The sequence below is a fragment of the Dyadobacter beijingensis DSM 21582 genome, from assembly GCF_000382205.1.
Taxonomy (GTDB): domain Bacteria; phylum Bacteroidota; class Bacteroidia; order Cytophagales; family Spirosomataceae; genus Dyadobacter; species Dyadobacter beijingensis.
In genome coordinates this window covers 79,207-92,749 of sequence record NZ_KB907794.1, presented here as the reverse complement: position 1 = coordinate 92,749, position 13,543 = coordinate 79,207, and the positions used below count along the sequence as shown (strand labels likewise).

Below are 13,543 nucleotides of genomic sequence, written 5' to 3'. Positions count from 1 at the left end.
CATGTTTTTACTTTCCCAGAAACCTTCCATTGCAGATCATTATCTGGCCGAGTTGCGTGATGTAAATTGTCAGCAAGACAGAATGCGTTTCCGCCGGAATATGGAAAGGGTAGGAGAACTTTTGGCATATGAATTGTCCAAAACACTCACTTTTAAAACGGAAAAGGTAGAAACGCCGCTCGGTACCGCACCCTGTCGTACCGTGTTGCAGCCGATCGTACTGGCTACCATTCTGCGGGCAGGGTTACCATTTCACCAGGGTTTTCTGAATGTGTTCGACAAGGCCGATAATGCATTCATCGGCGCTTACCGCGGGCACCATATCAATGCCGAGGAGGAATTTACGGTGGAAATGGATTACATCACCAGCCCCGACCTGACGGGCAAGATCCTCATCATGATCGATCCGATGCTGGCTACCGGCCGGTCGATGGAAAAGGTGTACCACGCATTGCTGCGCTTCGGCATTCCGGCGCAAACACATATTGCGTCGGTCATCGCCAGCCCCGAGGGCGTGGAATACCTGCAAAGCCGCATCCCGCAATGCCGCCTCTGGCTCGGCGCGGTGGACCAGAAGCTGAACGAACAATATTATATAGTACCAGGCCTCGGCGACGCCGGAGACCTGGCTTACGGCGAAAAATAGCTTCCTAGTTCAGCAATTCATCAAACATAATGGATAGATAGTACGTGCTGCCCACATTCGGGCTCGCATACGACTGGAAATAGGATTTGCCGAACAAGTTCGTCCCACCGAGTTTCACGATCGATTTGATCGCCGGGATTTTCCAGCTCACCTGCGCGTCGAGGTTGCTGATCGCCGGTACGCGGGTGTTGGAGAACACCGGTACATCCGTGGTCGTAGGCACCACGAAGCTCGATTCCCACAAAAATGCCTGCTGATAACGGTACACGATATTGAACCCCCAGCGATTCGTGCTCGTCACCCGACGGCCGAAGTTCGCATTATACCGGTATTTGGGTGTGTTGAATTGTGAATACTGCACTTCGGGCGACGGTGTGAAATCTTTCAGCTCATTGTTGGCCACATTGCCGCCGATGTTGAAGCCTTTGGGCAATGCATAGTTCAAACCGATGGCAAACCCGCGCGTCGTGATCGTTTCCGTCGTGTTCACCGTTCGCGCAAATCCCTGGTAATTGCCCACCCCGATACCCGATTCGATCGGCAGCCCCGGCGCCGCAGCGGCCGTCGGCACGACGATCACCGTTCCGCCGATCAGGTCTTTGTATTTACTGATATAATAGTAGGCGTCGACAAACAGCTTTTTCGCAATAACGCCTTTATAGCCAATTTCATAGGTCGCAATGCGTTCCGGTTTCAGCTTCACCGGCTCGTATTTAGGCAGTTTGCCCAATGCGTAAGCCTTTGCCAGATCGGGAACAAGCCCGGGAACCTGTGATGCCAGAATGGCCGGCAGCTGCGCCGCGAGCACGCCCGGCAGTGCCTGGTTTACACCGGCTGCAATGGCCGCCTGGATCACGGCCGGGTCGTTCGGGATGGTGCCGGCGGCCACACCCTGGTTTACCTGCGCGGTAACCTGCGTAGTCACGGCCTGGGTAATGGTGGCCGTCGCCTGCTGGGTTACCACCGCCGTGGCGTAGGTTTGGGCACTCTGGATTACCGAAGGATCATTCTTCACGACGGCTGCCACGGTCGCTTCCGACAGGTTTTGCCGTAAAATACCATTGGAAAGATTGTAACGGGAATCGAATTCCGGCAAACCACCGACCAGCGTGCCCGAAGGTGTGCGGAGGTCGATGTACTGGTTCTGGGTCGTCGGAATGCGGAAGCCGGTTTGGTAGGAGAGGCGGATATTATGCTCGCCGAATGTCGTCACGGCCGACACGCGCGGCGTAAATTGTCCGTCGAAATTCTCGTTCTTGTCGTAGCGGATCGAGCCGGTGAGTTTCAGATGGTCGGAAAGCAATGTTTTGCCGGCCTGCACGAATGCGCCCCATTCATTAATCGGAATGGTACCGTCGCGGCCTTCCTTCGTATCGGCAAAAAGTGTCCCGTTCGAGCGGAGCGTGTAAAGCCGGTAGTTGGCCCCGGCGAGCAGTTCGACGAAGCGGATCTGGTTTTTGAAATTGTAAAAACCTTCGACGTGGTACATATTGGTTTTATCGGCAAAACCGCCTCCGCCATCTACGATGGGCATATTCCGGTATTTATCCAGCAGCTGGTTGAACGTCGCGCTGCCCGGCTGGGGCATTCCCTGATCCGCGGCAGCCCGGCCGATCAAATGCGCTTCTTCTTCCGTCGTCCCGCGTGCACGTGCGCCCACAAATGCACCCACATACTCGCCAAACCACACATTGTTCGGCTTGATCTCGCCCAGCATCGATACCGCCGCGAGCCCCGAGAGGTACGACTTGCCCGAGCGCTCCTGCGTGGTATACGCGCGAACGGTGAAATTGTCGCCCCGAAGTTCCAGCTTGGCCTGCGTCAGGTTGAAGTCACGCAGCGAATAGCGGCCCGTACCGGTGTAGACCGTCGTCCCATAACCATAATTGACCTGTGCAATGGCTTCGACCTTCTCGTTCAGCCGGTAATGCAATGCGGCATTGGCCTTGAAGCTTTTGGTATCGTAATCGACAAGATCTTTTTCCCGGAAACCCGTCCGGCTGACGAACGCGTTGGGAACGAACGCCACACCTGCCTGAGGGAGCTGCCCGGCCGCCGCCATCGCTTTGGCTACGGCATTGATATTGGTCTGAATTTCATCACCGTACACATTCGTGCCGTCATAATCGAGGTCGGTGCCGGCCCCGCGGTTGGGATCGGCATTGCCGCCTACGTTCAGGTTGGTGTAATTGTTCGCCTCCCAGTCTTTGGCCTGGATGTACGAGAGGTTGACCTTGAATGCAAATTTGTTATTGAAAGCCTTGGCATAACGGATGGTCGCTTCTCCGAACGGCGTGGTTGCCTTGGAGCGGTTCTTTTCGTGCATTATACCGCCTTTGACATTCGCGCTCAATCCCTGATAAAGGAATGGGCTTTTGCTGTTCATCAGGATCAATCCGTTCACCGCATTCGGGCCGTACAATGCCGAAGCCGCGCCCGGAAGCACCTCCACGCTTTCAACATCGAGCTCCGACATACCTATAATATTGTCGAGCGGGAAATTCAGCCCCGGCGCCTGGTTGTCCATACCATCGATCATCTGCACGGTGCGGGGGTTACCGGTGGCGCCGAAGCCGCGCATGTTGACGGATTTGAACAATACGCCCTGCGTCGTCATGTCGATCCCTTTCAAATTAGCCAGTGCGTCGTAGAAATTAGTGGCCGGCGTGTCCCGGATGCCCCGGATGTCGAGTTTTTCCACGGCTACCGGCGATTTCATCACGCTTTCTTCCACGCGCGAGGCCGATACGACGATTTCTTTCCCGAGCACGGGCTGCTCCACGAGCCTGATATCGAGGTTGGACATGCTGGCGGTCACGGCGATTTCCTGTGTTTGGAAACCTACCGAGCTGACGATAATCGAAAATGGCGGATCGGAAGTGGTATTCAGGGAAAATTCGCCTTTGGTATCGGTAATGGTACCGGCCACTTTGCCTTGTATACGAATGCTAACCCCTGCCAGCGGTTCCTGCGTGACCGACTCGGTTACTTTGCCGGTTAAACTAATCTGTGCAAATGAATGTTGCCAAAACAACAATGCGAGGAACAAGCAAAGGAGATTTTTGAGGGGTGTAGTAGTTGAGCGCATGGTTCTTAATGGGTTGATGTCTGTAACAAGTTACTAAGAAATCAATTTTTTTATCATTAAATACAATTTTTTCTTCGGGTATTTATAAAAATATTCAGGAGGTAATGGAGGGCCATTTCCGGTATGCTGCGGCTAGCTAATTTAATAAGCGGACGAAGGATTGCCGTGGGTGCCACGAACTAATTTTCCGGGACTTTTCACCGGAATGGTAGAGCATACTGACTCTTTATCATTAGTTTTGAGTGATTTTATTTAACGTTATATCAAAATATACCTTACACAACACAGATGCAGGATACTTATGTAATTATCATGGCAGGCGGGGTGGGAACCCGTTTCTGGCCTTTCAGCCGGACGGACTTCCCGAAGCAGTTCCATGATGTGCTTGGCACGGGAAGAACGCTCTTGCAGCAGACTGTCGACAGGTTCGATGGCGTTTGCCCGATTGAAAATGTTTATATAGTAACCAGTCAGGAATACAAGGAGCTTGTAAAGCAGCAGATCCCCGAGCTGACCGACGATCAGATCCTCCTGGAACCGCACCGGCGGAACACGGCGCCTTGCATCGCCTATGCCTGCTATAAAATCGCAGCCCGCAACCCCAATGCAAACGTGGTGGTGGCCCCGGCCGATCACATTATCCTGAAAGAGGAAGTTTTCAAAGACACGATCAGGGTGGCGCTGGGCGCGACCCGCAACGAAGATATTCTCGTGACGCTCGGCATCCAGCCCACAAGGCCCGATACCGGTTACGGGTACATTCAATACATTCCCGACAAGCTCACGGTGAAAAAGGTGAAATCCTTCACCGAAAAGCCGCACCTGGAACTCGCATTGCAGTTCCTCGACAGCGGGGATTTCGTGTGGAACGCCGGTATTTTCGTTTGGAATATCAATGCATTCAAAAAGGCGCTGACGCAGTTCCAGCCCGATATCGCCGAGATTTTCCAGGGAGGCAACGAGCATTATTATGTCGATTCGGAAGATTCGTTCATCCAGCGCGCCTACCAGCATTGCGGCAGCATATCCATCGATAACGGTATTATGGAAAAGGCTGAAAACGTGCACGTGGTACTAGCTAGCTTCGGCTGGTCGGACCTCGGTACCTGGAAATCGATGTACGAAGTGTCGGAAAAAGACGCCAACCTGAACGTGACGGACGGCAATATGATCCTGCACAACACGACGAACTCGATCATCAAAACGCCCAAAGACAAGCTCGTCGTGATCAACGGCCTGGACGGTTTTATCGTCGCGGAATTCGACGGCGTGCTGCTGATCTGCAAAAAAGACGACGAACAAAAAGTAAAGGAATTCGTAGCCGAAGCCAAAGAGCTCGATCCGAAATATGTTTAGTGTAACGGCAGGATAATTCCGCCGTCCGAAAATCCAGGTCAGTTTGGCCTGGATTTTGTGTTTTTAGAGGGGCTATTTGTTGGATATGTCCTTTTCTACTATTTGTCTGGCCTCAGCAAGAGTCGTCTCGTCAAGTTTTTCAATGGCCAATTGCATTAGTCCTCTCGGTCCAATCTTTAACGCTGATTTTGAGGGAATTGACACCAGAGTCTTTTCTAATTGTGGCGAATTCGCCATAATTAAAACCGCATTCACTCCTTCAACACCTTCTCAATCTCAAAAAACCGCACATCCGCCTTCACATGCTCCAAAATGCGCTGCGAGCGCTCGGGCCTTGCATCGGTAATGAAAACCTGCGCCAAAAAGCCGGTGTCGATGAGTTCGATGAGCTTGTGAATCCGCCGGTCGTCGAGCTTGTCGAAGATGTCGTCGAGCAGCAGAATGGGCGTTTTGCCCTTTTCTTCTTTTAACAATTCGAATTGCGCGAGTTTCAGGGCGATGAGGAAGGACTTTTGCTGGCCCTGGGAGCCGAACTTTTTGAGGGTAACCCCGTCGATTTCGAAAACATACTCGTCCTTATGCACGCCTTTGCCCGTGCGCTGCGCGTGCAGGTCGCGGCTGCGGTTGCGGCGGAATTCGGCGGGGAAATCGGGGCTGGCGACTTCGCTTTCATAGATTACGTCTACCTTTTCGTGGCCGCTGCTGAGGAATTCGTAATATTTATGGAAGAGCGGGACGAATTTTTGCATGAACATCGCCCGGTGTTCGTGAATGCGCTGCGAGAGGACGATAAGCGGCTCGTTGTAGGTTTCGAGCAGGTCTTCGTCGAGGTAATTGCGCTCTGCGAAGAGTTTCAGCAGGCCGTTTCTTTGGGTCAATATCTTGTTGTATTGCAAAAAATCGGTGAGGTAGCCGGGCACGGCCTGACCTAAAACGCCGTCGAAAAACCGGCGGCGCTCCTCGCTACCTTCGCGGATGAGATCGGTATCGTCCGGGGCGATGAGTACCACCGGAAACAGGCCGATATGGTCGCTCAGGCGCTCGTAATGCTTTTTATCGGCCATGAACACCTTGCGCTGGCCGCGCTGGAGACTGCACGTGATCTGGATGTGCTTGCCGTGTTCGTTGAAGACGCCGTCGAGCAGGAAGAAGTCGTTGATATGCCGGATGCCGAGGGCGTCCTGGTTATGAAATGCGCTTTTGGTGAGGGTCAGGAAATAGATGGCGTCGAGCAGGTTCGTCTTGCCGCTGCCATTCTCGCCCACGATACAGTTCACATGTTCTCCAAAAACAAAGGCCTTCTCCTCATAGCTTTTAAAGTATGTAAGGTGGAGCTTTTCTAGCCACATGAACTTCTTTGTTATTTAGTTTATGCTTATTTTCGCAGATCATTGCGTGAGTACGGCAAAAACAGACTCTGTTCATACCACTACTAACTTTAAGACAAAGTTCTGTCTTTATAAACGAGAACCAAATACATGGCCACCGTTACTGAGAAAAAGAAAGCATCAGCCCCCAAAAAGTTACAGCATCCGAAGGAGCAATACCTGTTCTGGTTCGAGAATATGCTTTTACAACGCCGTTTTGAAGAAAAATCAGGCCAGCTGTACGGTCAGCAGAAAATTCGTGGTTTTTGTCACTTGTACATCGGCCAGGAAGCCTGCTCTTCCGGCGCGGTGAGTGCCCTCAAAGAAGGCGACAAATACATTACCGCTTACCGCGACCACGGTATTCCCCTCGCGCTGGGCACCAGCCCTAATGCGATCATGGCGGAGCTTTTCGGCAAGAAAACGGGTACGACCAAAGGTAAAGGCGGTTCCATGCACATTTTCGACAAAGAAGTGGGCTTTATCGGCGGCCACGGTATCGTTGGCGGCCAGATTCCCCTGGGCGCTGGAATCGCTTTCGCTGAGAAATATAACAAAACCGATAACCTGTGTATCTGTTACTTCGGTGACGGCGCGATCCGCCAGGGTTCTTTCCACGAAACGCTGAACATGGCGATGAGCTGGAAACTGCCGGTGATCTTCGTCGTGGAAAACAATGGTTACGCGATGGGTACTTCCGTAGCGCGCTCTTCCAACGTTACCGAGCTGTACACATTGGGCGAGGCTTACGACATTCCTTCAGAGCCGGTCGACGGCATGAGCGTGGAGGCGATCCACGAAGCGGTTTCCCGCGCAGCCGACCGCGCGCGCAAGGGCGACGGACCAACTTTCCTCGAATTCCGTACGTATCGCTACCGCGGCCACTCGATGTCCGATCCGCAGAAATACCGTTCGAAAGAAGAAGTAGAAGAATACAAACACCGCGATCCGATCGAGCAGATCCGCGCAGTGATCCTCGACAACAAGCTCGCTACCGAAGAGGATCTCGACAACATCGATAAAAAAGTGAAGGAAATCGTGGCAGAATCCGTCCAATTCGCCGAAGAATCGGAGTGGCCGGACCCGAAAGAAGCCTACACCGACGTGTATGTGGAAAGCGATTATCCTTTCGTAATGGACTAATCCATTCATTCAATGCATGATAAAAAACCCGCCGGAATACTTCGACGGGTTTTTTAAGTAATTTCAGCTTTTAGTAAACAGGTAGTGATCCTGTCGGCAGTGTTCCACGTAGATTGAATTCTAGTAATAAATTAAAATATGTCCCTGGACCAGGATTTTGAACGAGACGAAGAGGAAGATGGCGATGGCAAGGAGATGTCGTTCCTCTCGCATCTCGAAGAATTAAGATGGCACGTGATCCGCGCCGGAGCTTCCATTCTGGTATTTGCCATCCTCGCGTTTATTTACATTCAGGAAATTTACCATTATGTGATCATCGCGCCTTCGCAGCCCGATTTCTGGACTTACCGCATGCTTTGCAAGCTGTCGGAAGTGACCGGTTATGAGGATTTGTGCGTAAAAGCGCTCAATTTTAAATTGCAGGTGATCGGGATGGGAGATGCGTTTACGATGAGTATGACGTCGTCGGTCATCGCCGGCCTTGTCTTTGCATTTCCTTATGCCTTCTGGGAGATCTGGCGGTTTATCGAGCCCGGCTTGAAGCCTTCCGAAAAGCGTTCGGCCCGTGGAGCGGTATTTTATGTAACGACCCTGTTCTTTTCCGGTGTACTGTTCGGCTATTACGTGGTATCACCGCTGGCGATCAACTTCCTCGCGAACTACACGCTCGATCCGTCCATTATCAACGAATTCAGCCTGGCATCCTACATTTCCCTCGTCGCTACGCTGACGCTGGCCTGCGGTGTGGCCTTCCAGCTGCCGATCGTCGTGTATGTGTTATCAAGGATAGGCGTGCTTACACCGGCATTCATGCGCGAATACCGCAAGCATTCGATGATCGTCATCCTGATCGTGGCAGCCGTGATCACGCCATCGCCGGATATTTACAGCCAGGTACTCGTAGCGATCCCATTGTTCCTGCTTTATGAGCTGAGTATCATGGTTTCGGCCAAAGTGGAGCGTGAAAAGCTGGCCGAAGAGAAGCGCGTCGCGAAATTCGGTGACTCTGATACGACTACCGAAGACTGATCAAGGCATTAAGCGATAAATTTTTTACAGACCTCGGCCAACCGGTCGAGGTCTTCTTTTTGGTGCAGGCTGCTGAGCACAATGCGCGTCACCGGGGCATCGGCCGGCGAGGGGTAGGGGAAGCACGAGGCCATCATGCCATTCGCCAGCAAATGATCGAACAATGCGGGATTGGCAGAACAGAAGACTGGGTAACCGGGAATGGCTTCAAAAAGCGAGCTGTCCGCCATTCTTTTGACAAAATAGGAGATATTATCCAGCAGCAATGCGTTCGATAGCGGGTAACTATTGTTTTCCAGCAGCATTTTCAGCGCATATGCATACGCGGGCGCAGGCGGGGAGGCCCCCGCAAACCACGGCGATTTCCGCAGGGTTTCAATCACATTTTTCGCGGCCCAAATGGCCCCGGCCGGAATGCCCAGCGCCTTGTTAAGCGACGATACGAACAGGGTTCGGGGCAAAAGTTTTGGGTCAATTTTCTCCGAAACACCTTTTCCTCTCGTGCCCATGACGCCCAGCGAATGCGACTCGTCGATGACCAGCCAGGCATTCGCTGTATTTCGCAGGGTATTAAAAATCGTCAAATCAAATGCGCTGACCATCGGCGATCCTACGGCGTCGGTACAGATAATGTGCGCCACGTCCGGCTCGGTTGCAGTGATTATTTGCACCGTTTGCGCGGCCCATTCGGCCCATTCGCCATCGTTTCGCTGAAAAGCGTGGCCCCACAATGCGGGATGCACGCCGGGGGCATAATGGTAGATGACCCGCGTAACGTCCGGCCGCGGCCCAACAATGTTTTCAATCTCCTTCATCAGCAACTGTCCCGCCCACATCCCGGAGGAAACGAGCAATGCGGATTCAGTTTGCAGGAAATCAGCCAGTTGCTGCTCGGCTTGTTCGTAGACGGTGAGCCGTAAACTATTATTCCGGGAACTTCCGTAGTGATTTCCGAAAGTTTCCGTAGCGGAATGGGTAAATCTACGAAGGTCTTCGTTGTGGCCCATTCCCAGGTAATCGGTACCGCTGAACCACAGGAATTCCTGCCCGTCGGAAGTTTCGACGGTCCGGCCGGGGAGTTTGTGGCTGTGGTATACCTTCACAGATTAGCCTTATAGAAATTCAGGTTTGAGCGAAGCGCCGGTGCCATTGCCCGGGGCATAGATTACCTTGCCAAAATTGAAGGTCACACCCGTGGCGGGGTCATTGCGGATCAGCAGCGAGCCATCCATATCCACATAATCGAGCAGGGGAAGTAAATGCGCGATGGCCGAAATGCCGACACTCGTTTCCGTCATGCAGCCTACCATCGTTTTCATGCCCAGTTCACGGGCTTTCGCGATCATCCGCAATGCCGCGGTAGGCCCGCCGCATTTGGTGAGTTTGATATTGATACCATGAAAAAGGCCGTGGCAAGGTTCCACATCTTCTTCGATAATGCAGCTTTCGTCTGCTATCACGGGTAGTGCGCTTTCCGCGAACACCGCTTTCATACCTTCGGTATCGTCGGCGGGCAGCGGCTGCTCGATAAATTCCACGCCTAACGCCGCCAGTTTGGGTGCCAGCTCGATGGTTTTCTCCGCCGTCCAGCCGCAGTTGGCATCTACGCGGAATAGAGCATCCGTATTTTTCCGAAGCTCCTGCACAATGCGCAGGTCTTCGTCGGTACCAAGTTTGATCTTGTAAATCGGCCAGGGAAGCTCCTTCATTTTAGCTACCATTTTCTCCACCGTATCGATCCCGATCGTGAAGTTGGTCATCGGGATGTTTTCCGGCGACAAGCCCCAGCTTTCGTACAGTTTCTGCCCTTTCTTTTTGGCAAAATAATCCTGCGCCGCCTCGTCCAATGCACATTGCGCGAAAGAATTGTCTTTGAGCAGCGGATGTACCATCGCCCAGAGTTCTTCCGCGGAGCTGTATTTCCCTTTTTCAACAATATCCTTCACCATATCCAGCGTCGCCGTCATGTTGCCGATCGTGATGCCGTAATAGGGGTTGGAAGTGGCTTCGCCAAAACCGGCGAAAACGCCGTCGTTCAGCTGCACGATAAGGGTTTGCTGCACATCGCGCGAGTCGTGCGCGATGGTGAAGGTGTGTTTCAGTTGAAGGTCGAAAGTGTGGTAAGTCAGGCGCATAGGGTGTCAGGAGTGGATGCCGCGGGTCAGTTACGCATATCGAGGCCCCACGATAATTTGCTTCGTAATGTATTTAAAAAACTGTCGTCTTTCATTTTAATCAACCGGGCAATGAAGCCGGCCTTACGCACGAGCAGCTGCGTGTTCTCGTCTACAATGCGCGAGCGGGCATCGAGCGAGACGAGGAAGTTGCTGCTGCGGCTTTTTACTTCGAGGCGTATCACGGCCGTATCTTCCACCACGAGCGGACGTACGTTGAGGTTGTGCGGGCTGATGGGCGTCACGATGAAATTCTGAGAATGCGGCATCAGCACAGGCCCGCCGCAGCTCAGCGAATAGCCCGTGGACCCGGTCGGCGTCGAAACGATGAGGCCGTCGGCCCAGTAGGAGTTCAGAAATTCGTCGTTCAGGTAAGTGTGCACGGTGATCATCGACGACGTATCCGTTTTGGTGATCGTGAAGTCGTTCAAGCCGAAATTGAGGCCGTCGAACAGGTCGATATTGGATTCTACTTCCACCAATGTGCGCTCGTCTATACGGAACTGGCTGTTTTCAAGCGCAGAAATCATATCGGAAATGCGCTCGGGGGATACCGTGGCAAGGAAGCCGAGGCGGCCCACATTAATGCCGATTGCCGGGATCTGGCGCTTGCCCACATGCGAAATCGTTTCCAGCAGCGTGCCGTCGCCGCCCATGCTCACCACCAGGCGCGCGTCGCAAAGTTGTTCCGGCGTTTCATAAACGAGCTCCGAATAATGCGAAATGCCGTTCTGGTCCAGAAATGTCCGGAAAGACCTAGAAAGCTGAACCTCAACTTTTCGACGCGACAGTTCATCGAACATATTCTCAATAAACGGTCGGGCGGACTCATTAAAGTTGCGTCCGTGAATGGCGATTTTCATGAAAGGAAATGTAAAACTTGTGGTTTCAGCCGAAAGATACGCGACAAATAGCCTGATTCAAAAGCCGCAGGTACATTTACGGGCCGCCGGATGCTAGGTGGCGAGGTAGCGCAGAAGCATATCGAGGCGCTCCTGGTCGAGGCTTTCGATCGGGTCGTTGGCGTGCGCTTCCTCGATATCGTAGCCGAAACGCTCCAAAGTGGCGATAATGGGGGTAATGTGCGTCCGGTTTAGTTTGAGCGTCAACCGCGCCTCGTTGGTGGGGTTATAAACTTCTCCGGAAGTATAGTAGCTGCTGAGGATTTTGACGCCGTTGGATTCGATCAGGCGGCTGATTTCGGACAGCGAGTAATTTCTTTCCTCGATTTTCAGGACAATCACCGCGCCTTTTTCCTGTACGCCGAGCTCATTGACAAAGCGCTCTACGAGGTCGTTGACGAGAATGCTGCCTGCAAACGAGCGATCCTCATGCAAAACGGGGATTACGGCGAGTCCGAACTGGTTTACCAGCCGCAGGAGCTCATAAGGATGCTGGTCCTCGGTGGCAAAAATGTCCTGATGCTGGATGATTACCTTGGAAAGATGCTCCGAAATGTCGGTAATGTCGAAAAGAATGTCCTCGGAAACGATGCCCTGATAAGCGGCCGAATCGGTGACGACCAGCTGCTTGACGCCAAACTCGTCCATCCAATCCAAGGCCGTGCCCACCGAGTCGGTCGGTTTCAGGACGGGGATCATTGGATTTATCAGATTGGCTGCGAGCATGGGTCAGAACGTCATTTTCCGAAGCTATAAAAAAACAATATATAGGTCAACTATTGTAACAAAAGAAATTTGAAGGGAATTCCACGGCTTTTAAGCCACTGGTACCGTTGCGTGTTTTTCCAGGAAGCTTTCCAGGATCACATTGAATTCGTGCGGATGTTCCATCATCGGCGCGTGACAGCATTTGTCGATAAAGTACAATTCCGAATTGGCGATCAGGCGGTTGAACTCGTAGCCTACATGCGGTGGCGTGATGGTATCGTTCAGCCCCCAAACCAGCAGGGTTGGAACGGTAATCTGGTGCAGGTCTTTCGCAAGATTGTGTCTCTGAGCCGATTTCGCTATTCCGACGATGCTCATGCACTTCGGAATGCTCGACGTTGTTTCGAAAACCTCGTCGATGAGGTCTTTCGTAGCCACTTCGGGATCGTAGAATGTGTAAGCTACGCGTTCCTTGATATAATCATAACTTCCGCGTTTGGGGAACGAGCCGCCCATCGAATTTTCGAAGAGGCCGGAGCTGCCCGTCAGCACGAGGCGCTGTACATTATCCTGGTTTTTCAGGGTGTAGAGCAGGCCGATGTGACCGCCCAGCGAGTTACCGATGGCCGTAACATTGGTCAGGTTTTTAAAGGCAACGAAATCTTCCAGAAAGGCTAGCAGCGCTTCCAGGCCTGCTTCACGCGGTGGCAGCTCGTAGATCGGAAGAAGTGGAATTACTACCCTGTAACGGCTTGAAAAATGGTCGATGATACCGTCCCAGTTACTCAATGCACCGAAAAGGCCATGCAACAGCAACAATGTCTCGCCTTTTCCCTCGTCGATAAACTGAAACCTGCCCTCTGCATGTACTGTATATTTCATTCTTTTTGTGGATTTAAGACCATCTATAACTTATCAAAGAAACTAGTGCATGATTAGGATACTCTACAAAACTAGTTATTTTTTTGATTGTTCAATGAGGCAAAGTAACAAACGCGTTTCGAATTTCTTGTAAATATTATATTAATATTAAAAGAATTAGTCAAATAACACAGAATGGTGCAATTCTGTTCAAAGCACCCCGTGACTATTCAGGCGAAGTAGCGCAGGTAAAATTCGTCCATTTGCGC

General features: G+C 52.2%; 11 protein-coding genes. 4 read left to right on the top strand and 7 right to left on the bottom strand.

All coding sequences use genetic code 11. The features are described from left to right. Position 1 precedes the first annotated feature (1 nt). On the top strand, positions 2-646 hold the full coding sequence (gene upp, locus H144_RS0130690; RefSeq protein ID WP_026351131.1) for a uracil phosphoribosyltransferase: 645 nt from the start codon (positions 2-4) through the stop codon (positions 644-646). 4 nt (positions 647-650) lie between these two features. Here upp and H144_RS0130685 read toward each other — a convergent pair whose 3' ends face one another. Continuing rightward, a complete protein-coding gene (locus H144_RS0130685) occupies positions 651-3,734 on the bottom strand; it encodes a carboxypeptidase-like regulatory domain-containing protein (protein WP_026351130.1) in 3,084 nt (1,027 codons plus the stop codon). A gap of 288 nt (positions 3,735-4,022) precedes the next feature. On the opposite strand from H144_RS0130685, the gene H144_RS0130680 reads away from it, so the two are divergent. Continuing rightward, positions 4,023-5,090, top strand: a complete 1,068-nt coding sequence (locus H144_RS0130680; RefSeq protein ID WP_019945965.1) for a mannose-1-phosphate guanylyltransferase — start codon at positions 4,023-4,025, stop codon at positions 5,088-5,090. Between the two features lie 251 nt (positions 5,091-5,341). Here H144_RS0130680 and recF read toward each other — a convergent pair whose 3' ends face one another. After that, positions 5,342-6,439, bottom strand: coding sequence for a DNA replication/repair protein RecF (gene recF, locus H144_RS0130670; protein ID WP_026351129.1), 1,098 nt, complete (start codon positions 6,437-6,439; stop codon positions 5,342-5,344). 129 nt (positions 6,440-6,568) lie between these two features. Between recF and pdhA the strand changes: the two genes are divergently transcribed. Beyond that, a complete protein-coding gene (gene pdhA / locus H144_RS0130665) occupies positions 6,569-7,600 on the top strand; it encodes a pyruvate dehydrogenase (acetyl-transferring) E1 component subunit alpha (RefSeq protein WP_019945962.1) in 1,032 nt (343 codons plus the stop codon). 138 nt (positions 7,601-7,738) lie between these two features. After that, a complete protein-coding gene (tatC, locus tag H144_RS0130660; protein WP_019945961.1) occupies positions 7,739-8,629 on the top strand; it encodes a twin-arginine translocase subunit TatC in 891 nt (296 codons plus the stop codon). Between the two features lie 8 nt (positions 8,630-8,637). Here the strand turns inward: tatC and H144_RS0130655 are convergent, their stop codons facing one another. From H144_RS0130655 to H144_RS0130630, 5 genes are all read right to left on the bottom strand, one after another. Beyond that, complete coding sequence (locus tag H144_RS0130655; RefSeq protein ID WP_019945960.1) at positions 8,638-9,732, bottom strand: aminotransferase class I/II-fold pyridoxal phosphate-dependent enzyme; 1,095 nt, start codon at positions 9,730-9,732, stop codon at positions 8,638-8,640. Positions 9,733-9,741: 9 nt separating this feature from the next. Continuing rightward, on the bottom strand, positions 9,742-10,764 hold the full coding sequence (locus H144_RS0130650) for a dipeptide epimerase (RefSeq protein WP_019945959.1): 1,023 nt from the start codon (positions 10,762-10,764) through the stop codon (positions 9,742-9,744). A 26-nt stretch (positions 10,765-10,790) separates the two neighbouring features. Beyond that, a complete protein-coding gene (locus H144_RS0130645) occupies positions 10,791-11,666 on the bottom strand; it encodes an NAD kinase (protein ID WP_019945958.1) in 876 nt (291 codons plus the stop codon). A gap of 93 nt (positions 11,667-11,759) precedes the next feature. Beyond that, a complete protein-coding gene (locus H144_RS0130635) occupies positions 11,760-12,431 on the bottom strand; it encodes a CBS domain-containing protein (protein ID WP_019945957.1) in 672 nt (223 codons plus the stop codon). Positions 12,432-12,521: 90 nt separating this feature from the next. Next, entirely contained in the window at positions 12,522-13,295 is a 774-nt protein-coding gene (locus tag H144_RS0130630) for an alpha/beta fold hydrolase (RefSeq protein ID WP_019945956.1), read from the bottom strand. Between the last annotated feature and the right edge of the window lie 248 nt (positions 13,296-13,543).

Excerpts from the sequence above, each read along its gene's own strand:
- H144_RS0130635 (WP_019945957.1), bottom strand. The coding sequence starts at position 12,431 with ATGCTCGCAGCCAATCTGATAAATCCAATGATCCCCGTCCTGAAACCG.
- upp (WP_026351131.1), top strand. The coding sequence starts at position 2 with ATGTTTTTACTTTCCCAGAAACCTTCCATTGCAGATCATTATCTGGCC.
- tatC (WP_019945961.1), top strand. The coding sequence starts at position 7,739 with ATGTCCCTGGACCAGGATTTTGAACGAGACGAAGAGGAAGATGGCGAT.
- pdhA (WP_019945962.1), top strand. The coding sequence starts at position 6,569 with ATGGCCACCGTTACTGAGAAAAAGAAAGCATCAGCCCCCAAAAAGTTA.
- H144_RS0130630 (WP_019945956.1), bottom strand. The coding sequence starts at position 13,295 with ATGAAATATACAGTACATGCAGAGGGCAGGTTTCAGTTTATCGACGAG.
- H144_RS0130680 (WP_019945965.1), top strand. The coding sequence starts at position 4,023 with ATGCAGGATACTTATGTAATTATCATGGCAGGCGGGGTGGGAACCCGT.
- recF (WP_026351129.1), bottom strand. The coding sequence starts at position 6,439 with ATGTGGCTAGAAAAGCTCCACCTTACATACTTTAAAAGCTATGAGGAG.
- H144_RS0130645 (WP_019945958.1), bottom strand. The coding sequence starts at position 11,666 with ATGAAAATCGCCATTCACGGACGCAACTTTAATGAGTCCGCCCGACCG.
- H144_RS0130685 (WP_026351130.1), bottom strand. The coding sequence starts at position 3,734 with ATGCGCTCAACTACTACACCCCTCAAAAATCTCCTTTGCTTGTTCCTC.
- H144_RS0130650 (WP_019945959.1), bottom strand. The coding sequence starts at position 10,764 with ATGCGCCTGACTTACCACACTTTCGACCTTCAACTGAAACACACCTTC.